The organism is Kitasatospora sp. NPDC101183, assembly GCF_044767945.1.
GTDB lineage: Bacteria > Actinomycetota > Actinomycetes > Streptomycetales > Streptomycetaceae > Kitasatospora.
Genome location: NZ_JBIWOW010000008.1, coordinates 282234 through 301377, shown reverse-complemented (window position 1 = coordinate 301377; position 19144 = coordinate 282234). Strand labels below are relative to the sequence as shown.

17 protein-coding genes are annotated in these 19144 nt (G+C 74.4%); 6 read left to right on the top strand and 11 right to left on the bottom strand.

Going from position 1 to position 19144, the window contains the following annotated elements; translation table 11 throughout:
* Positions 1 to 72: 72 nt before the first annotated feature.
* Positions 73 to 1512, top strand: a complete 1440-nt coding sequence (locus tag ACIRRS_RS13915; protein ID WP_402969524.1) for an MFS transporter — start codon at positions 73 to 75, stop codon at positions 1510 to 1512.
* Between the two features lie 69 nt (positions 1513 to 1581).
* A complete protein-coding gene (locus ACIRRS_RS13910; RefSeq protein ID WP_402969521.1) occupies positions 1582 to 2217 on the top strand; it encodes a LuxR C-terminal-related transcriptional regulator in 636 nt (211 codons plus the stop codon).
* Here the strand turns inward: ACIRRS_RS13910 and ACIRRS_RS13905 are convergent.
* Genes ACIRRS_RS13905 through ACIRRS_RS13895 form a run of 3 tightly spaced genes read right to left on the bottom strand, consistent with a single transcriptional unit; the run spans position 2183 to position 6587 of the window.
* Positions 2183 to 3709, bottom strand: coding sequence for a long-chain fatty acid--CoA ligase (locus tag ACIRRS_RS13905; protein WP_402969518.1), 1527 nt, complete (start codon positions 3707 to 3709; stop codon positions 2183 to 2185). The genes ACIRRS_RS13910 and ACIRRS_RS13905 overlap by 35 nt on opposite strands.
* Positions 3706 to 4959, bottom strand: a complete 1254-nt coding sequence (hemA, locus tag ACIRRS_RS13900) for a 5-aminolevulinate synthase (protein WP_402969515.1) — start codon at positions 4957 to 4959, stop codon at positions 3706 to 3708. The genes ACIRRS_RS13905 and hemA overlap by 4 nt, the downstream gene beginning before the upstream one ends.
* 47 nt (positions 4960 to 5006) lie before the next feature.
* On the bottom strand, positions 5007 to 6587 hold the full coding sequence (locus ACIRRS_RS13895) for a class I adenylate-forming enzyme family protein (RefSeq protein ID WP_402969512.1): 1581 nt from the start codon (positions 6585 to 6587) through the stop codon (positions 5007 to 5009).
* 194 nt (positions 6588 to 6781) lie between these two features.
* Between ACIRRS_RS13895 and ACIRRS_RS13890 the strand changes: the two genes are divergently transcribed.
* Both ACIRRS_RS13890 and ACIRRS_RS13885 read left to right on the top strand, forming a co-directional pair.
* Positions 6782 to 7666 (top strand): hypothetical protein, encoded by an 885-nt coding sequence (locus ACIRRS_RS13890; RefSeq protein WP_402969509.1) that lies wholly within the window; start codon positions 6782 to 6784, stop codon positions 7664 to 7666.
* A gap of 115 nt (positions 7667 to 7781) precedes the next feature.
* The gene (locus ACIRRS_RS13885) at positions 7782 to 8513 is read left to right on the top strand and encodes a ComEA family DNA-binding protein (protein WP_402969506.1); all 732 of its coding nucleotides are present in this window, start codon (positions 7782 to 7784) and stop codon (positions 8511 to 8513) included.
* 234 nt (positions 8514 to 8747) lie between these two features.
* Here the strand turns inward: ACIRRS_RS13885 and ACIRRS_RS13880 are convergent, their stop codons facing one another.
* From ACIRRS_RS13880 to ACIRRS_RS13865, 4 genes are read right to left on the bottom strand one after another with little or no spacing between them, the layout of a single operon-like run.
* A complete protein-coding gene (locus tag ACIRRS_RS13880) occupies positions 8748 to 10451 on the bottom strand; it encodes an ABC transporter ATP-binding protein (RefSeq protein WP_402969503.1) in 1704 nt (567 codons plus the stop codon).
* A 34-nt stretch (positions 10452 to 10485) separates the two neighbouring features.
* Entirely contained in the window at positions 10486 to 10746 is a 261-nt protein-coding gene (locus ACIRRS_RS13875; RefSeq protein WP_402969500.1) for a lasso peptide biosynthesis PqqD family chaperone, read from the bottom strand.
* A 37-nt stretch (positions 10747 to 10783) separates the two neighbouring features.
* Positions 10784 to 11218 carry a lasso peptide biosynthesis B2 protein gene (locus ACIRRS_RS13870; protein ID WP_402969497.1) on the bottom strand — a complete coding sequence of 145 codons (435 nt, stop codon included), beginning with the start codon at positions 11216 to 11218 and terminating at the stop codon, positions 10784 to 10786.
* A complete protein-coding gene (locus ACIRRS_RS13865) occupies positions 11215 to 13089 on the bottom strand; it encodes an asparagine synthase-related protein (protein WP_402969494.1) in 1875 nt (624 codons plus the stop codon). Before ACIRRS_RS13865 ends, ACIRRS_RS13870 begins: the two co-directional genes overlap by 4 nt.
* A gap of 432 nt (positions 13090 to 13521) precedes the next feature.
* On the opposite strand from ACIRRS_RS13865, the gene ACIRRS_RS13860 reads away from it, so the two are divergent.
* Complete coding sequence (locus tag ACIRRS_RS13860; RefSeq protein ID WP_402969492.1) at positions 13522 to 13650, top strand: hypothetical protein; 129 nt, start codon at positions 13522 to 13524, stop codon at positions 13648 to 13650.
* A 241-nt stretch (positions 13651 to 13891) separates the two neighbouring features.
* Here ACIRRS_RS13860 and ACIRRS_RS13855 read toward each other — a convergent pair whose 3' ends face one another.
* Entirely contained in the window at positions 13892 to 14851 is a 960-nt protein-coding gene (locus tag ACIRRS_RS13855) for an aldo/keto reductase (RefSeq protein ID WP_402969489.1), read from the bottom strand.
* A 12-nt stretch (positions 14852 to 14863) separates the two neighbouring features.
* The gene (locus ACIRRS_RS13850) at positions 14864 to 15820 is read right to left on the bottom strand and encodes a molybdopterin-dependent oxidoreductase (RefSeq protein WP_402969486.1); all 957 of its coding nucleotides are present in this window, start codon (positions 15818 to 15820) and stop codon (positions 14864 to 14866) included.
* Between the two features lie 217 nt (positions 15821 to 16037).
* On the opposite strand from ACIRRS_RS13850, the gene ACIRRS_RS13845 reads away from it, so the two are divergent.
* Entirely contained in the window at positions 16038 to 16451 is a 414-nt protein-coding gene (locus ACIRRS_RS13845; protein WP_402969483.1) for a VOC family protein, read from the top strand.
* Between the two features lie 111 nt (positions 16452 to 16562).
* Here the strand turns inward: ACIRRS_RS13845 and ACIRRS_RS13840 are convergent, their stop codons facing one another.
* Entirely contained in the window at positions 16563 to 17279 is a 717-nt protein-coding gene (locus tag ACIRRS_RS13840) for a helix-turn-helix domain-containing protein (protein ID WP_402969480.1), read from the bottom strand.
* A gap of 173 nt (positions 17280 to 17452) precedes the next feature.
* Positions 17453 to 18976, bottom strand: a complete 1524-nt coding sequence (locus ACIRRS_RS13835; protein WP_402969477.1) for an MFS transporter — start codon at positions 18974 to 18976, stop codon at positions 17453 to 17455.
* Between the last annotated feature and the right edge of the window lie 168 nt (positions 18977 to 19144).

Below are 19144 nucleotides of genomic sequence, written 5' to 3'. Positions count from 1 at the left end.
GGACCGACCGCGAGCGCGGCGCCCCCTTCGACTCCCTTCCTCTCCCTCCTCCTCACGAAAGGAGCCACCCCTGTGTCCGACGGATTCCGTCCTCCCACCAGGGTCGCCCTCCTCGCCTTGACCTGCATCGGCCAGTTCATGGTGCTCCTGAACAACACCATCACCAGCGCGGCGCTACCCGACATGCAGAAGCGCCTGGACACCTCGCTGACCGGGCTGCAGTGGATCGTGAACGCCTACGTGCTCGCCGTGGCGATGCTGCTGCTCGCCGGCGGCGTCTTCGCGGACCGCTTCGGCGGCAAGCGCGTCTTCCTCGGCGGCATGGCCGTGTTCACCGTCGCCTCGCTGCTGTGCAGCCTGTCGGCGAGCGTCGGCTGGCTGCTGGCCGCCCGCGTCCTCCAGGGCATCGGGGCCGCCGCGCTCAGCCCCGCCAGCCTCGCGCTGCTCGCCTCCGGCCACCCCTCGCCCCGGGACAGGGTCAAGGCGATAGGCCAGTGGGCCACCTTCAGCGGCATCGGGCTGGCCGTCGGGCCCGCGGCCGGCGGCATCCTGGTCGAGGCCTTCGACTGGCGCGCCATCTTCCTGATCAACATCCCGATCGGCCTGGTCACGCTCGCCGTGGGCGCGCGCATCCTGCCGGACAGCCGCAACCCCGAGGCGCCGCCGCTCGACCTGCCCGGCCAGGTGCTGGCCCTGCTCGTCGTCGGCACGCTGGCCTTCGGGCTCACCGAGGCGGGCGACCAGGGCTGGACGGCGCCGCCGATCCTGGGCTGCTTCGGCGCGACGGTCGTCCTGCTCGCCCTGTTCCTGGTCGTCGAGGCCCGGGCGGCCCGGCCGATGCTCCCGCTGCGGCTGTTCCGGCTGCGGCTGTTCACCGTCTCCAACGCGGCGATGATCGTCGTCGGCTTCGGCCTGATGGGCTCGGGCTTCTTCTTCACCCAGTTCTTCGCCACCGTCCAGAGCCACTCGGTGATGCGCTCCGCCATGGAGACCCTGCCGTGCACCGTCGCGATGGTGGCGTGCAGCCCGTACGCCGCGCGGGCGGCCACCCGGTTCGGCTTCCGCGCAGTCGTCACCGTCGGCCTCGTCCTCGCCGGGGGCGGCCTGGTCACGATGGCCGCCGTCCAGGCCGACACGCCCTACCTGAACGTGTGGTGGCGCCTGGCGGTCACCGGCATCGGCTTCGGCCTGACCATGTCCCCGCTGACCGGGGCGACGATCTCCTCGGTCAGCCGCGCCGAGGGCGGCCTCGCCTCGGGGATCAGCAGCACCACCCGCCAGATCGGGGCGGTCTTCGGCGTCGCGGTGCTCGGCGCCGTCGTGCGCACCCGCCAGGAGCACGGCGCCTCGTACGGCAGCGGCCTGAACACCGCCTTCCTCGTCGCCGGGGCCGTCACCCTGCTCAGCGCCGTCCTCACCGGCCTGTGGCTGGTGCAGCGGCGGTCGCCCGAGCCCGAGGCCCCGGAGATCACCCCGACGCGGACCCCTCAGCCGACGGGCTCCCGCTCCTGACCGACGGCCCCGGGCGGTGCGGAGCGCACCGCCCGGGGCCCCCACCCCTCGTCCTGGGAGAAACCGACCATGTCCGTTCCACCGCCCCGGCCCGCGCGGGGCCTCACCGTCGCCCTGGCCGTCCGCAGGGACATCCACCGCTACGGACTCGAAGGGATGCTGCACTCCCTGGAGTCGGTCGCGGACATCTACAGCTACGCGACCGTCGCCGACGCCGCCGCGCTCGCACCGGACGTCCTGCTCACCTCCGTCGACGAACTCGCCCCGACAGTGGACGAGTCGACAGCGCAAAGACTTCGCGCGCACCACGTGCGGCTGGTCGTCCTGATCGGCCCCGAGGAGCGGATGAGCCCGGCCTGGGCCTCGCACGTGCACGGCTTCGTCGACCGCTCGGCCCTGCACCTCGGTGTGCTGCGCGACGCCGTCTCCGACGTGTGCGCCGGCCGCTTCCACGTCTCCGCGAGCCTCGCCCGCCGCCTGGTCGTCCCCGCCGCACCCGCCCCCGCCCCCGCGCTGACCGCCCGGGAGACCCAGGTGCTGGAGCTGGTCGCGGACGGCCTGAGCAACAAGCAGGCCGCCCGCTCCCTGGGCATCTCCGAGAACGGCGTCAAGCGGCTGATGGGGAACATCCTCGCCAAGCTGAACAGCCCCAACCGCACCCTGGCCGTGGTCAGGGCACTGGAGACCGGTCTGCTGGCGAGGTGAGCAGCAGGGCCGCCAGCTCCCGCTTGAGGACCTTGCCGCTGGGGCCGAGCGGCAGCCGCTCGACGAACTCCACGCGGCGCGGCCGCTTGTAGCCCGTCAGCTCCAGCCTCGCCAACGCGTCGATCTCCTCGGCGAGTTCGGCATCCGTACGGGAGCAGGCGCGGCGAACCACGACGGCGCAGACCTGCTCCCCGCGCACCTCGTCCGGGACGCCCACCACGGCGATCTGCTCGACGTCCGGGTGGCGCAGCAGCACCTCCTCCACCTCGCGCGGGTAGACGTTGAACCCGCCCTGGATGATGACGTCCTTCTTGCGGTCCACGAGCGTGAGGTAGCCGTCCGGCCCCAGGCGGCCGAGGTCCCCCGAGCGGAACCAGCCGTCCACCAGCACCTCGGCGGTCGCCTCCGGCAGGCCCAGGTAGCCCGCCATCACGTTGTGGCCCCGGACGACGACCTCGCCCACCTCGCCCGGGGGCAGCAGCTCCACCCCGCCCTCCAGGTCGGCCCGGGCCACGGCCACCTCCACGCCCGCCACCGGCAGCCCGACGGTGCCAGGGCGGGGCACGGCGCCCGGCTGGTTGTAGGCGACGCAGGGCGAGGTCTCCGTCAGCCCGTACCCCTCGTACACCTCGCAGCCGAACACCCGCCGCACCTGCTCCAGCACGGGCACGGCCAGGGCGGAGCCGCCGCTGTAGGCGCGCCGCAGCCGGTGCGCGGGGGCGCCGGCGGCCACGGCCCCGAGCAGGGCGTGGTACATCGTCGGCACGCCCATGAGGACGGTGCAGCCGTGGCGTTCCATCTCCCGCAGGGCCGTCCCGGCCTCGAACCCCGGCGCGAGGACGAGGGTGGCGCCCGCCGCGAAGCAGGTGCCCATGACGCAGACCTGGCCGAAGGTGTGGGACAGCGGCAGGCAGCCGTACAGCACGTCGTCCTCGCGGACGGCGAACGGGGAGACGGCCGTGACCTCGATGTTGGTGACGAGGTTGCCGTGCGTCAGCATCGCGCCCTTGGGGCGGCCGGTGGTGCCCGAGGTGTAGAGGATCGCCGCCAGCTCGTGCGGGGCCGCCGGCGTGTACGTCTCCACGGGCGCGGCGTCGGACCGGTCCCCCACGGTGAGCAGCTCGACGCCGGCGGCCGCGGCCGCCGGGGCGCCCTGATCGAGGCCGGCGTCCTCGCAGACGAGGGCGCGGGCCCCGCAGTCCCGGAGCACGAACTCCACCTCGGCGGCCCGGGACCGCGCGTTCACCGGCACCACGACCGCCCCCAGGGCGAGCGCCCCGAAGTAGGCGGCCGGGAACCGGGGCGAGTTGGGCAGCAGCAGCACCACCCGGTCGCCGGGGCCCACGCCGTGGCGGCGCAGGACCCCGGCGAACCGGCGGGCCCGGCCCCACAGCTGCTCGTAGGTGACCGCGGTGTCACCCTGGATCAGCGCCGGACGGTGGGGCCGCCGTGCCGCCGTGTCGGCGAGCACGGCGGCCAAGGGGCGGGTCACACAAGCTCCTTGACGCCCGCGGTGGTGCGCCCGGCCGCGCGGTCGGAGGCCGTGACGATGCCCAGCTCCTGCCAGATGCCCGCGAGGGCCTCGGCGAACTTCTCCACGTCGGCCTCCGTGTGCGTCGCCGACGGGGCGATGCGCAGCAGCTCCTCGCCCTCGCGCACGCTGGGGGCGTTGATGGCCTGGACGTAGATCCTGTGCCGGTTCAGCAGCAGCGCCGAGGCCTCCTTGCACAGGGCGTCGTCGCCGACCAGCGCCGAGACGATGTGCGAGTCGTGCGAGCGGAACGGCACGTCGGCCTCGTCCAGCAGCCGGTGCAGCAACCGGGCGTTGCGGGCCAGGTTCTGCCGCTCGACCTCCGAGGCGCGCAGGTGGCGCACGGCGGCCAGGGCGCCGGCCGCGGTGGCCGGGGGCAGCGAGGTGGTGAAGACGAACGCCCGGGAGAGCGTGCGCACGGCGTCGATCAGGTCCTGCGGCCCGGCGATGTAGCCGCCGGCCGTGCCGAGGCCCTTGGCGAGGGTGCCCATGACGACGTCGAACCGGTCGGCGATGCCCTCGCGCGCCGCGATGCCCGCGCCCTGGGGCCCGTACATCCCGATGGCGTGCACCTCGTCGAGGAAGGTGGTCGCGCCGTAGCGGTGGGCGAGCTCGGCGATCTCGGCGAGCGGCGCCACGTCGCCCGACATCGAGTAGACGGACTCCAGCACGATCAGCTTGGGCGCCTCCGGGTCGGCCTCGGCGAGGAGCCGGGCCAGGTGCGCGACGTCGTTGTGGCGGAAGATGCGCTTCTCGGCACCGCTGCGCCGCAGGCCGTCGATGATCGAGGCGTGGTTCAGCTCGTCGGAGAAGACGATCGTGCCGCTCGGGTTCCCGGCGATGACGGCGAGGGAGCCGTCGTTGGCGGTGTAGCCGGAGGTGAAGAGCAGCGCGGCGTCCTTGCCGTGCCAGTCGGCGAGTTCGCGCTCCAGCTCCACGTGGCGGTGGTTGGTGCCGCCGATGTTGCGGGAGCCGCCGGAGCCGGCGCCGAAGCGGGCGACGGCGTCGTGGACGGAGGCCAGGACGGCGGGGTGCTGGCCCATCCCGAGGTAGTCGTTGCTGCACCAGACGGTGACCTCGCTGTCCTCCTCGGCCGTACGGGCGATGGCGCTCGGGAAGTTGCCGGCGCGGCGGCCGATCTCCAGGAAGGTCCGGGTGCGGCGCTGCTCGTCGGTGAGCTGCTCGGTGAAGTAGTCGAGGTGCCTGGGCATGGTGGGTCCTCTCGGTTCGGTGCGATCGGTTCTCAGGGCTCTGTACGTCAGGCCGTCGCGGCGCTGTGCGCGCGCAGCCGCGCCCGGTCGGGCTTGCCGCCCGCGTTCATCGGGAGTTCGTCGAGCACCAGCACCCGCTCGGGCGCCAGGGCCGGGGCGAGGGAGGCGCTGATGTGCTTGCGGACGGCCTCCGGCTCGACGGCCGTGCCGGGCCGGCAGGTCAGGGCGGCGTGGAGGTGCTCGGTGCCGTCGGCGTCGCGGACCCCGTAGACGGCCGCGAGGGCGACGCCGGGCAGGGTGAGCAACTCCCGCTCCACCACGGCCGGGTAGACCTTGACCCCGTCGACCTTGACGACCTCGGAAACCCGGTCGAGCAGGTGGAGGTAGCCGCGTTCGTCGCGGTAGCCGATGTCGCCGGTGCGGTACCAGCCCTCGTGCAGCGCGGCGGCGTCCAGGGCCGGGTCGAGGTAGCCGTCCAGGATCTGCGGGGAGCGCATCCGGACCTCGCCGACCTGGCCGTCGGCCAGCAGCGCGCCGGTGTCCACGTCGTGCACCCGCACCTCGACTTCCGGGAACACCCGGCCGACGGTGGCGGCCAGGGCCGGGTCGGCGTGCCCCGCCGGGTCGAGGAAGGAGATGCGGCCGCTCTCCGTGGTGCCGTACAGCTGGAGCAGGATCGGGCCGAACACCTCCAGGGCCCTGGCCAGGCGGCCGGGCGCGGCGGACGTCCCGCTGTAGCTCAGCAGCCGCAGGCCGTCCAGACCGGCCGCGCCGGCGTCGCGGTGGCCCAGGTCGTCGAGGTGGTCGAGCAGCCGGTACAGCTGGGTGGTGGCCATGAAGGTACGGGTCACGCGGTGCTCGGCGACGGCCCGCGCCACCTCGGCGGCGTCGAACTCCGGCAGCAGCACGACCTCGCCGCCCACCGCCAGCGCCCCGTCGACCAGGAGCCCGGCACTGTGGCTCAGCGGGGTGCTGAACAGCGCGGTGACCTCGGGGGCCTCGGCGGGCGCCTCGATCGCGATGCGCACGGTGCCCTCCCAGGCCCGTACGGACTTGCGGATGCCCTTGGGGCGGCCGGTGCTCCCGCTGGTGAACATGACCACCGCGAGGTCCTCCGGCTCACCGCGCTCCGGGGCGACGGGCCCCGGATCGTCCGTGGGCGCCACCCCGGCGGCGCCGACCTGGCCCGGGCCGACGAGCAACGCCCCGGCCTGACCGGCCAGTTCGGCGGCGCGCGCCGCGCCGGCGGCGTCCGCGTACAGGACGCCCGCGCCCGTGTCGCGCAGGATGCCGAGCTGGTCGGTGAGCGGCAGCATCGCGGCGCTGGTGCCCGGGTTGGTGGAGCGCAGGAAGCAGACGGCGGCGCCGGCCAGGTGGGCGGCGTGCCGGACGGTGATCATGTCCGGGCTGTTGGGCGCGGTCAGGACGGCGACCACCGTGCCGCGCCCGACGCCGTTCGCGCGCAGGGTGCGGTAGGTGCCGGTCACCGCCCGCAGGTACTCGGCCGCCGTCATCTCCCCGCCCGGGTGCCGCAGCACCACCTTGCCGGGGTGCGCCGCCACCGCCCCCAGCACCTCGGGCACGTACCCGCCCGTGCCCGACCACCAGGCCCCGCCCGTACCCGCCATCTCGCCCACCCCTTCCGGTCGTTGACCCGACGCGTCGAGTCTTCTCGTCGCGCGGGGCCCGGCACAGGCGTGTTCGTGCACCCCGATCGCGGGGCCCGACGGGGTACCCGACCGGGTAGGGCCGGTATGGCGATTGCGTGCGTCCGGGGCGAGCTGTCACCGTGTCAGCGCTCCTACGACCACGGGGGTCACCCATGCCCGCGCCATCGGAGGCTCCCGCCTCCGCGTACGACCGCCCGCCCTACCGGCTGCCGGACCTGCCACGGCGCACACCGCGCGCGTGGGTGCTGGACGTGCTGCTGCCCTGGCGGCTGGCGAGCCGGATCTACGGGCCCTACCGGATGCTGCGGATGTCCGCCTCCGGGGTCACGGCGGTGGCGGGGGCGGAACTCCTCGAACCGGCGCTGCAACCGGTGGTGACGTTCATCGCCGCCCAGACCCTCGACCCGCTGGTGGAACGCCTGATGCTGGCCCGGGCGCTGTTCGGGCTCGGCCTCGTCCTCCTCCTCGTCCGGCTCGCGAACGGGGCGTCCGCCGACGAGCTCTTCCAGGACTCCTTCGGGGACGGCGTCGTCATGCTGCTCAGCGGCCCGATCGCCCTGCTCCTCGCCTGCGCCTCACTCGTCCTGCTCGCCCGCCCCGGAACCCGCCGGCGGGTGGGCCGCCTCGTCCTGCGGCCCCTGCTCACCGGCCTCGTCACCTTCGGCGTCTTCCTCGCCCTGATGACCACCGGCCGCAGCGCCTACCTCGGCAACTCCACCGGCCTCACCCTGCTCATGGCCTACTGGGTGCCCGCCTTCACCCTCCCCACCCTCTACCTGATCCACCGCAACTCCTTCGCCGTCCGCGGCCACCCCCTGGTCCGCCCCCTCGTCGCCGTCCTCCTGACCTGGCTCACCCTCCTCGGCCACGTCACCCTCATCCACCCCAAGACCCCCACCCCCTCCACCCCCGCCGTCCTCGCCGCCCTCCTCGCGGGCCCCCTCGTCGTCACCACCACCGCCACCATCGAACTCCTCCGCCTCCGCCACCGCTCCCACATCGGCTTCCGCGGCCCCCTGCCCGCTCAGCGCAGGTGATGGCTCGTCACATCGCCATCACAACTCGACAACGAGCCGCCGCCCCGCCCTCCGCTTCTGCGAGGCTGGCGCCCTCTCCAGACCACCGGGACGAACCACCGAAGGGCGCCGCCGCATGGTTGTCTACACCTACAAGGGCCCCCGGGCGGCCCCGCCGCCGCCCGCCTCCCCCCGACGACCGGGCGGCGCCTGGTACTTCCTCGTCGTGCTGCTCACCTTCGGGATGCTCAGCGCGGTGCCGTTCGCCCACGCGGCGGCCCGGCTGCAGCGCAAGGACCTGCTGGTGCGCACGGCGGTCTACGCGGTCGCCGCGGTCGTCATCGGCACGCTGTCCTCGCTCGCCCCCAAGGACGCGGCCGGCCACACGACCGGCACCCTCGGCGGCCTGCTGGAGGGCGCCTCCATCCTCCTCGCCGTGGCCACGGCGGCCACCGCCTGCTACCAGCTCGTACCGCTGCGCCGCGAGGTCTTCGGCCTCACCACCGGCCCGGCCGCCCACCCCGCCGTCGGAGACCCGGTCGTCGCGGCCCGCCTCGCCGCCCGCGCCCGCCGCGACGAAGCCCGGGCCCTCGCCCGCAAGGACCCCGTCCTGGCCCGCGACCTGCGCATCGGCCGCCCCGCCCTCCCCGGCGAGTACGACGACGGCGGCCTCGTCGACCTCAACCACGCCGACGCCGAGGAGATCACCCGCGCCTGCACCGTCGAACCCGCCCTCGCCGAGCGCATCGTGGCCGCCCGTCAGGAACTGGGCTCCTTCGGTTCCCTCGACGAGGTGTTCGTCTTCGCCCGCATCGAGGACGGCACGGCCGCCCTGATCCGCGAGTACGCAGTCCTCCTCCCCCGGTAGCCCGCTTTCCCGCCCCTCGGCCCCCTCGGAAGGCCTGCCGCCTCCTCGGCTTCACCGCCCACCACGGCGCGGTGAAGCCGGGGAGGCCGGCGGTGATCAGCGCGGGGAGAACGCGGCGGCGTTCTCCACCGCCCACTGCCGGAACGTGCGTTCGGGCGGAGTAGCCGGCCGGGGCACCGCGCCCCGGCCTCCGCATGCTCGCACGCCGGTCGGTCCCGCTCCCCCCACGTTCCGTCAGCGGCCGGAGAGTTGCCGGAACGGCGCGTGGGTGCGCAGGAGGTCGGGGTAGGGCGCGGTGGCGGAGGCGGCGCCCTCGGAGAGCATGACCACCGTGTCCGCCGCCTCGATCGTCGACATCCGGTGGGCGATGACGAGCAGCGCGCACTCCTTCCGCAGCTCGTGCAGGTTGACGGTCAGGGCGGCCTCGTTGGCGGGGTCGAGGTGCGCGGTCGGCTCGTCCAGCAGCAGCAGGCGCGGGCGGGCGAGCACGGCCCGGGCGATGGCGACGCGCTGGCGTTCGCCGCTGGACAGGCGCAGGCCGCGTTCGCCGACCTCGGTGTCCAGCCCGGCCGGCAGGCCGTCCACCTTGGCGGTGAGGTTGACGAGGCCGAGGACCTCCCGGAGGCGCTCGTCGGTGGTGTCGGGGGCCGCGTAGCAGAGGTTCTCGCGCAGGGTGCCGTGCAGCATCGGGCAGTCCTGCTCGACCCAGCCGAGGTGCGAGCGCCACTCGTGGGGCCCGAGGTCCTCGGCGGGCCGGCCTCCGAGGCTGATGCTTCCGCTCCACGGTTCGTAGAAGCGGTTGATCAGCGCGAAGGTGGTGGACTTCCCGGCGCCGGACGGGCCGACCAGGGCCACGAGGGCGTTCGGCGGGACGGTCAGCGAGAGGCCCCGGAGGATCGGGGTGTCGGGCTGGTAGCCGAAGCGCAGGTCACGGATCTCCAGTGCCGGGGCGGTGGTTGACCACCGTACGGTGCGGGGCGCGACCGAGGGGGCGGCCTCCTCGACGGGCAGTGCGTAGACCTCCCGGATGCGCTCGGTGGACCCTTTGGCCCGGTTCACCGAGGCGAGGCCCTCCATCAACTCGGTGACGGGCCCGTTGAGTTGGGTCGCGTACAGCAGCATCGCCACCAGGGCGCCGAGCGACAGGGCCCCCTGGTCGACCCTGGTCGCGCCGAGCAGCAGGACGAGCACGAAAGCGGCGTTGATGGCGAGTTGGGCGGTCGGGGCGATCACGGCGGTGAGCCGGGCGCCGCGCATCGCGGCCTCGTAGGCCTCGCGGGCGAGCGCGTCGAGGTGCGCGGCCTCCCGCCGTTCGGCGCGGTTGGCCCGTACGGTCCGCAGCGCCGACAGCGCCCGTTCCAGCCCGGCCGAGACGGCTCCCACGGCCGTCTGCACCTCCTCGGAGGTGCGGCCGATCGCCGCCGACAGCCTGCTGATCACCAGCCCGCAGGCGAGGAGCACGCCCAGGATGAGCAGCATCAGGACCGGGTCCAGCAGGAACATGGCCACCACGCTGCCGAGGGCGACGCACAGGTTGGTCGCGATCTGGACGGCGACGTGCGTGAGCGCCTCGCGCAGGACGACCACGTCCGTCGAGGCCCGCGCCATCAGGTCGCCGACGCGCTGGCCGTCGAAGGCGTGCATGCGCAGCCGCAGCAGGTGCCCGGCGAGCCGCGTCCGGGTGGCCAGGACGAACCGCTCGCCGGTGCGCTCCAGCAGGTAGACGGCGCCCGCGCCGATGAGGGCCTGGGCCAGGAGCAGCGCGACGAGCAGGCCGGCGGGGCCGAGCAGCGGGCGGTGCGCGGTGACGGCGTCGACCACGCCCTTCGCCGCGAGCGGCTGGGCGACGCCCACGGCGGCGGCCGCCAGGGTGAGGAGCAGGGCGGCGCCGAGGGAGCGGCGCTGCCCGCGGGTCAGGTTCCAGAGCTGTCGGAGCACGGTGCGCGACCCCCTTCCGGGCCTCGGGGGCGGCTCAGCCCGCCTCCACCAGGCCGGAGGAGCGCAGCCGTTCGGTCATCTCGGCGAGGTCCTGGCGCGCTTCGGCGGCGGCGATGCCGAAGTGTGCGGAGAACTCCTCGGCCACCTGGTCGACGGTCCGGCCCTCGAACAGGCGCTGGAGGGCGTAGGCGCCGGTCTGGTTGAGCTGCCAGTAGGCCCCGGTGCGCTGACTCAGCAGCACGGCGCCGTCGTCCGTGTCGGTGGAGACGGTGTGGGCGGTCAGGCGGAGAGTCATGCGGGTCCTCCGATGATCGAACGATCGAAGCGGACGGTCAGGCCGTACGGGCCGGGCGCTTGGGGGCGACGGTGACCAGCGGCCGGAAGTACCCGTCCGGGTAGGGCTCGTCGATGACCCGCCCCTCCGCCTCGACCCAGGCGTGGGCGCCGAACGGCGTGGTCCGCACGCCCGCCTGCCAGGTGGGCCAGACGCCCTTGAACCGGCACAGCAGGGCCGTGGCGATCGACCGCTGGAGGCAGTTGTGCACGGCGCAGCGCAGGCTGACCGCCACGACGGCCGTACGGGCGGCGGAGGCCTGGGCGGCCGTGCCCGGCCGGGCGCCGGTGCTCAGCGCCGCCAGCACGGCCCGCAGCCGCCCGGGCGACAGCCGGGCCAGCGGCCGGGCGAGGGCGACAGCGGCGAGCGGGAGCAGGCGCCGGCGCAGGGGCAGCCGGGTGCGCGGCTGGAGCGCGCAGGGCGGGCTGGTCACGGCGTCTCCTTCCCGTCGCGGGCCCCGTCGCGGGCCCCGTCGCGGGCCGCGGAGCCGGCCAGGACGGGCTCGGCGGTGGAACGCGCGGCGATCTCCCGCAGCCACAGCTCGGCGCCGATCGTCGCCTCCAGCTGCGCCGACCAGACGTCCCCGCTGCGCGGCGGCGTGATCAGCGTGGTGCGCAGTCTGCGCACGTCGATCAGGCCGCGCCGCGCCAGCTCCGAGTCCGCGAACAGCTCCAGCAGGTCGGGCACGTGGTCCTGGAGCGAGCGGTCGACGGGCTCCTCGCAGTCCCCCTTGGTGGTCCGGCCGAGGATCACCTCGGGCACGAGGCCGCGCATCGCGGCGGCCAGCACCGGCTTGTACCGCCACGGGCTGTACCGCTCGTGCGGCAGGATCGCCAGCACCGCCTCGACCACCCGGTCGTCCAGGTACGGGAGTTCGAGCGGCAGCCCCTCGGCGGCGTAGTCCCGGCAGACGAGCCGCAGCACCGGGCCCGCGCTGCGCAGGGCGGACAGCGCCTCGTGCTGCCCCCGGTCGGGCGCCAGGGGCTCGACCTGGTCGGCCACGTCGTGGAAGACGGCCCGGGTGGCCGCCACCGCGTCGCCGGTGGCCCAGGGCGTGGCCGGGATCCGCTCGCCCCAGCCGAGGGAGGGCGTACGGGGCGGCGGCGCGCTGCGGGCGATGTCGTCGGCGCACTGCCGCCACCATCCGGCGAGGTCTCCCCCGCGCAGCAGTCCGGCCAGGCTGGGCAGCAACGGCCAGCTGTTCAGGGCCTGGTGGGCGCGCAGCTGCCGCCAGGCGGTGACGGGGCTGCGGCGCACGAGCGTGTGCAGGTAGGAGGCGCCGCCGGTGAACAGCTCGTCCGCGCCGTGGCCGGCGAGGTGCCGGGTGGCGCCGTGCGCGACGAGGTGGCGGGCCCCGTAGCGGATCGCGTTCATGCCCCGGGTGGCGGCGCGCGGGGCCTCCGTGTCGATCGCCCAGTACGGCGGGGCGAACACCGGCGGTGCGTCGGTGTCGGGCACGGTGAGGTGCTCGGCGTCGGGCAGGCGGCGGGCGGCCTCGGCGGCGTACAGCGGGTCGTCGTTGATCGCGCTGCCGCCCGTCCAGCAGAAGGTGAGCAGGCCGGGGTCGTGCTCGGCGGCGAGGAAGCAGAGCGAGGTGGAGTCCATGCCGCCCGAGAGGTCGGCGGACAACCGGCCCCGCTGCGGCCGCCGCCCGGCGACCGCCTCGCGCAGCCGCTCGCGCACGGCCGGCGCGCCCTGCTCCAGGGTGAGCTCGGGCTCCGGCGGCTCCCACCAGCGCACGGCCCGGGCGGCGGCGCCGTCGCCGGGCATCAGGAGGCAGGAGTCGGACGGCACCTGGTGCACGCCGCGCCACCAACCGCGTTCGCTCAGCGGCGCGAAGAGCATCCCGTACGTCACGCTCGCCGCGACGAGGGCCTCGTCGGGCTCGGCGCCGGTCAGCCCGGCGAGCACGTCGGCCCGGTCGGCGGCGACGGGCACGCCGCCCAGGCGGGCGGTGTACACGCAGCGCGTCCCGGTGACGGTGCCCTGGAAGCGCACCTGGCCGTGGACGGAGGCGATCAGGTGTGTGTTGCCGGGCAGGGCGCGGGCGAGCCGATCCAGGTCCGACAGGCCCCGGACGGAGGCGGCCAGGGCGTCGAGCCGGCTCCGGGCGACGGGGCTCGACCCGAACGCCGCGACCCGCACGGGGCCGGCCGAGGACACCACCAGGTCCTCCGGCGCCCACGAACCGGCGAGCCAGGGGCGTCCGGATTCGTGGGCGATCGTCTGCGCCGTTCCGTGGCCGATCTGTCGGCCGACGGTGCGGTGGGCCTCAGCACCACCCTGAGAATCCGGAAAAACCACGAGGTAATCGTCGAGCGACTTCACGTGCCTCACCCCCCAGGTATCACGGGCACCACGACGGCATCGGCACCATCGGTGCTTCGCCTCAGAACCGTGCCCGACCACCGGGGGCCGCACAACCGGACACCGCTGATTTCCCCGCCGATCGCGCCAATTCCGTGGTGGCGGAATAGGGGCTTTTCCAGATCGATAATATGCAGATCAAGGGCGGCTCTGATCGCTTTTGATCACTTACGATCACTGGGGGACATGTCATGTCCACATCCAGGAGAAGTCCGACCGGACGACGCTTCGCCGACGAGCCAACCCGACGCACGAGACGTCGGAGCGCAATGGCCGAAGCCGATCCGTCCGCATAGACACCATCACCAGGTGGCGGCTCAATGAAACGGAGGCCGACCGGGCCTCGATCTGGATGAATGGGAGAGCACCGTGACGAAGATGCCCGCGCGCTACACCCCGCCGGCGGCCGCCAAGGTCGGCGACTTCACCAAGGACACCGACGGCACCATCTACACCAAGAAGGACGCGACGACCCTCGGCTTCAAGAAGCCGCGCTGACGCGAACCTTTCCGAACAGCTCGACCACCTGATTGCTCGACGGCCCGCCGGCCTCGCCGGCGGGCCGTCCCGCTTTTCCGGATTCCGGCGCTTCGGAAATCCGTGGTGCCCGTGTTTCCCACGGGAACGGGGAGGAGCGCGGGAAAGTCCCTTCGATTCCCCTTTCGAATCCCCTCGAATTCCCGCACGGGCCGGTTCCGACCGGGTCGGGGCCAGTTCGAGTCCACGTCTCCTCCTCAGCTCACCCGGCCTCGGAGAGCCGCCTCACCTGGTCCTCGTCCAGCCGCAGTTCCAGCGCGCCCAGCGCCTCGTCGAGCTGCTCCACCGAACTCACGCCCAGGACGGGGACGGTGGGGACGGGATGCGCCAACAGCCAGGCCAGCACGACCTGGTTGACGGTCGCGCCGGTCTCGGCCGTCACCTCCGCCAGAGCGGCGAGGCGGGCCCGCGCCCCCGGCCACTCGTACTGCCGCCCCAGCGGCCGGTCGGGCCGGCTGTAGGCGCCGCCGAGGAGCGGGGAGTAGGCGAGCAGGACGGCCTCGGGGTCCGCGGCGAGGTGCTCCAGCAGGGCGGCGTCGGCGTGCCGTTGGATGCCGAAGTCCGCGTCCGGCGCGGGCGCCAGGTAGCTGTGGCGCTGCTGGACGCAGCGGTAGCCGGGCCAACCCCGCTCGGCGGCAAGGGCGTTGGCCCCGGCCAGCTGGGCGGCGGTGTGGTTGCTGCAGCCGAGGACGCCGACCGTGCCGTCACCGACCAGGCCGGCGTAGGCGCCGAGGGTCTCCTCCACCGGGGTCGCCGGGTCGGCCACGTGCGCGTAGTGGACGTCCAGGCGGTCGGTGCCCAGGCGGCGCAGGCTGCCCTCGACGGCGTCGCGCAGCACGGGCGCGGCGAGGCCCTCCAGGTGCTCCGGGAACGGCAGGCCCGGGACGGGCCGGGCGCCGGACTTGGAGGCCAGCACCAGGGAGTCCCGGTTGCGGCGGCGCGCGATCCAGCGACCGAGCAGCTCCTCGCTCTCGAAGCCCGTCCCGCCGGGCGCCCAGACGGCGTAGTTGTTCGCGGTGTCGACGAAGGTGCCGCCCGCCTCGGTGAAGCGGTCCAGGATCGCCGTCGCCGTCCGCTCGTCCACGGTGGTGCCGAAGGTCATCGCCCCCAGGCACAGCGCGCTCGCGCCCGGCCCGCCGACTCCCAGGTCTCGCCGCAGCATCCGCTCGCTCCCCTACTCGTTCTCGGCCCCGGCGACCAGCCGGATCTCGTGCACGTGGTTCCTGGCCCCGGCGAGCGGCTGCACCCGTCCGACGGCGTCGGTGGCCCGGGCCCGGACGAGGTGCTCGCCCGGGGTGAGGTCGTGGACGAGCGCGAAGCGCTGCCAGGCGGGCTGGTCGCCGCGCGGCTCCAGCTCGGCGGGCCGCCACTCGCCCCCGTCCACGGAGACCTCGACGGAGGTCACCTCGCTCGAACTCCAGGCCCGGCCCGCGATGTCGCACGGCCCGGCGGGCACGTGGGCGCCGTCGCGCGGGGTGAGCAGCTTGCTGCTGACGTCGATCTCCCGGACGGGGACGGGCTCGCTCTCCCCCGGCACCACCCGGGTGTAGAGCTGTGTGGTGAAGAAGTGCTCGGGGCGCTCGGCGACCAGCGTGATCCGGCTCAGCCACTTCACCCCGTTGGTGCCGAACATCCCGGGCACCACCGCCCGTACGGGGAAGCCGTGTTCGCGCGGCAGCGGCTCGCCGTTCATCCGGTGCGCGAGCAGGACGGCCTCGCGCGCCTGCTCCAGCGGGAGGTCCTTGACGTACGCCACCCCGCTCTCCCCCGCGTACGAGCCGGTGTCGGCGCCCTCCAGCCGGACGTGCAGGGCCCCGGCGGTCGGGGCGGCCAGGGCGAGGACGGCCGCCAGCGGAACGCCCCTCCACTCCAGGTTGGCGACGGCGCGGGTCGGGACGTCCGGGTTCAGCGGGTTGCCGAAGCACTCGTGGACGGCCGTGAGGTCGGTCTGGGGCAGGGCCAGGAGCGCCGACAGGTCCAGTTCCAGGGGGTGTTCGACCAGTCCGTCGACGGTCAGCGTCCACGCGTCCGCGTCCAGCGCCGGGGCCTCGCCGAAGTGCGTCCGGACGAACACCTGCCCGATCGGGGTCCGGAAGACGTCCGGGGTCTCCGGGTCTCTCCTGCCGCTCATCCGCCACGTCCCCCTCATGTGAATCACCAGTACCAGCGAGGACGTTACCCTCAGCGGCCCCGCTGGTCAGCCGGGTTTTCCACCGGACCGCCGCCGGGCGAGGCGGACGGGTCCATCGAGGTCGGGCATGCCGAGGAGGCCGGCCCCTCTCCTTCGGATCCAGCCGTGTCCGATTCGTTCAAGACCGGCGGCCCGGGAACCGCCTAGCGTGGTGATCATGAACAGCACTCCCGCACCCGCCTTCGCGTTCGTCGGCCTCGCCGTCTCCGACCTGGCCGCCTCGATCGCCTTCTACCGCCGCCTCGGCGTCGAGTTCGCCGAGGGCGCCGAGAACGAGCCCCACGTCGAAGCCCAACTCCCCGGCGGCGGCCCGCTGCTGGTCCTCGACCCGGAGTCCACCATCCGCTCCTTCCACCCCGACTGGCGCCCGCCGACCGGCGGCGGCCGCACCGCCCTCGCCTTCCGCTGCGCGAGCCCGGCCCACGTCGACGCGCTGTACGCGGAGCTGGTCGAGGCGGGCCACTCGGGCGAGCTGAAGCCCTGGGACGCGTTCTGGGGCCAGCGCTACGCGGTCGTCCGCGACCCGGACGGCAACGAGGTCGACCTCCTCGCCCCGCTCACCGAGTCCTGACCGGGGGCGGGCCCACCGTCCCGCAGGACACCACCGACGCGCGCGGGGCGGGCCCACCGTCCCGGAGAACACCACCGATGGGCACGCCCGCCCCGCTCACGCCCGCCCCGCTCACGCCCGCAACAGCGCCGTCACCGACGCACCCGCCAACTCCCGCACGTCCCGCGCGAGATGGGCCTGATCCGCGTAGCCCGCCCGGGCCGCCGTCTCGGCGAGCGGCACGCCCGAGCGGGCGAGCGCGAGCGCGCGCTGAAGCCGCAGGATGCGGGCGAGCGTCTTGGGGCCGTACCCGAACGCGGTCAGCGAGCGCCGGTGCAGCTGCCGGGCGCCGAGGCCCACCGCCTCGGCCGTCGCCGCGACGCCCCGCCCGGCCGCGAGCGCGGCGGCGACGGCCCTGACCAGCCCATCCTCCGGAGGCGCCTCGGCGGCCAGGTCCAGCGCCAGGGCCTCCAGCGCGGCGGCCGGATCGGCGGCGGCGTCGATCCGCTCGGTCAGCCGGCGCACCTCGGCGGCGGGCCTCAGCACCGCCAGGTCGATCCGCTGGTCGCGCAGTTCGTGCGCCGGTACGCCGAGCAGCGCGGGAGCCGCCCCCGGCCGGAAGCGAACGCCCGCCCACCGGGCGCCCCGCCCGGCCCCGGGCCGGAACGCCCGGGTGTCCGGGCCCGCCACCATCAGCCGACCGCCGTTCCAGAGCAGATCCATGCACCCGTCCGGCAGCACCAGCCCGCCGACCCCCGCCTCCGCACCGCCCCCGACGGTCTTCGTCCACACCACCGCGCCGGGCAGCCGGGACGGCCGCTCCGCGTAGACGGCGGACTTCGAAGGCATACCCGAAGGCTACGCCCCGGGCCCGCCCCCGGCCGCAGGTGAAGCAGCGGTGGCCTCGCCGGGGCCGGCGCCCCTGCTCTTTACGCCGTAAAGACCCGCCCCCCACCGAGCCCGGGCAGCCGAAAGCCCCGGCCGCAGGTCGCGGTTCCGGGGCCTTCGGCAGCGCCGCAAGCTCAGCTCACCGGCTGGGCCGCCGGCTCGGCGTCGGCCTCCGCCGGCTCCGTGACCCCCGGGCCCGCCTTCGGCCCGCCCTTCATCAGGGCCAGCGTCAGCGCCGCAGCCGCCAGCACCGCCACGCCGCCCGCCGTGAAGGTGGTCGAGGTCGCCGTGTTGAACGCGTCGCGGGCCGCCGCCAGCATCCCGCCGTCGCCGTTGGCCGAGGCCAGGGCGAGGGCGTCGGTGATCGAGTGCCGGGCGCCGTCGGGGGCGTCGGCCGGCATCCGGCTGGTGTAGGTGCTGGAGAGGACGGTGCCGAGGACGGCGACGCCCAGGGCCGCACCGGCCTGCTGGATGGTGTCGTTGAGCGCCGAGCCGACGCCGGCGTGCTCGCCGGGGACGGCGCCCAGGAGGGCGTTGGCGGCGGCCGGCATCCCGAGCCCGGAGCCGATGCCGAGGACCAGCATCCCGAGGGCGACCTTGGTGAACCCGTCGCCGACGGACAGGGTGGCGAGCAGTCCGAAGCCGCCCGCGATGATCAGCATGCCGGTCGCGGTGAGCACCCGCGCCGACACCTTCTTGCCGAGCACCGCGCCGATGGCGTTGAAGGCGAGCGAGGCGATGGCGAGGGGGATGAAGGCGAGGCCGGTGTCGGTGGGAGTGAACTCCAGGACGAACTGCAGGTGCTGGGTGAGCACCAGCATCAGGCCGCCGTTGGCGAAGGTGAGCAGGACGAGCGAGAAGCTCGCGCCGGTGAAGACCCGGTTGCGGAACAGGTTGAGCGGGACCATCGGGGAGTCGGTGCGCACCTGGCGGACGGCGAAGCCGGCCAGCGCGGCCACGGCGACGGCGAAGGAGGCGATCGTGCCGGCGCTGGTGATGCCGTCGCGGGGCAGCACGATGATCGACCAGACCAGGGCGGTCATGCCGACCATGGAGAGCACCATGCCGGGCAGGTCGGGCTTGCGCCACGGGCCCTTGGACTCGGGCATCAGGACGAGCGCCGCGATGATCGCGACCACCGCGATCGGCACGTTGAGCAGGAAGACCGCGCCCCACCAGAAGTGCGCGATCAGCGCGCCGCCGAGCACCGGGCCGCCGACCAGGCCGAGCATGGCCACCGCGCTCCAGGCCGCGATGGCCTTCGGGCGCTCCTCGTCGTCGAAGACGGTGATCACGATGGAGAGGGTGCTCGGCATGACGAGCGCCCCGCCGACGCCCATGAGGACGCGCCCGGCGATGAGCTGGCCGGGGCTGGCGGCCTCGGCGGCGACCAGGGAGGCGGCGCCGAACAGCGCCAGTCCGATGATCATCACCTTCCGGCGGCCGAAGCGGTCGGAGAGGCTCCCGGAGGTGAGCAGGAGGCCCGCGAACACCAGGATGTAGGAGTCGATGATCCACTGGATGTCCTGGGCCCCGGCCTTGAGGTCCTCCGCGATCGGCGGGACGGACACCATGAGCACCATGTTGTCGATCACCAGCACCAGGGTGCTGAGGCAGAGCACGATCAGGATGAGCCAGCGCTGCGGTTGCCGTACCACCGCGCACCCCCTTCGAAGTCGGCGCCGCCCCTGGCGGCGCTCGGAAGTCGTCCAGGCCACACCGCCCTCCAGTACCTACCCCCGGGGTGCGGCGTGCGCCATGCCGAACACTGTACGGACAACCGAACGGTGTGCGCAAGGCAGTACACCGTTCACCTCTCCGCACGC

Bases quoted from the DNA above. Each gene is read 5' to 3' on its own strand.
- ACIRRS_RS13910 (WP_402969521.1), top strand. From the start codon at position 1,582: ATGTCCGTTCCACCGCCCCGGCCCGCGCGGGGCCTCACCGTCGCCCTG.
- hemA (WP_402969515.1), bottom strand. From the start codon at position 4,959: ATGCCCAGGCACCTCGACTACTTCACCGAGCAGCTCACCGACGAGCAG.
- ACIRRS_RS13895 (WP_402969512.1), bottom strand. From the start codon at position 6,587: ATGGCGGGTACGGGCGGGGCCTGGTGGTCGGGCACGGGCGGGTACGTG.
- ACIRRS_RS13890 (WP_402969509.1), top strand. From the start codon at position 6,782: ATGCCCGCGCCATCGGAGGCTCCCGCCTCCGCGTACGACCGCCCGCCC.
- ACIRRS_RS13885 (WP_402969506.1), top strand. From the start codon at position 7,782: ATGGTTGTCTACACCTACAAGGGCCCCCGGGCGGCCCCGCCGCCGCCC.
- ACIRRS_RS13875 (WP_402969500.1), bottom strand. From the start codon at position 10,746: ATGACTCTCCGCCTGACCGCCCACACCGTCTCCACCGACACGGACGAC.
- ACIRRS_RS13855 (WP_402969489.1), bottom strand. From the start codon at position 14,851: ATGCTGCGGCGAGACCTGGGAGTCGGCGGGCCGGGCGCGAGCGCGCTG.
- ACIRRS_RS13850 (WP_402969486.1), bottom strand. From the start codon at position 15,820: ATGAGCGGCAGGAGAGACCCGGAGACCCCGGACGTCTTCCGGACCCCG.
- ACIRRS_RS13845 (WP_402969483.1), top strand. From the start codon at position 16,038: ATGAACAGCACTCCCGCACCCGCCTTCGCGTTCGTCGGCCTCGCCGTC.
- ACIRRS_RS13840 (WP_402969480.1), bottom strand. From the start codon at position 17,279: ATGCCTTCGAAGTCCGCCGTCTACGCGGAGCGGCCGTCCCGGCTGCCC.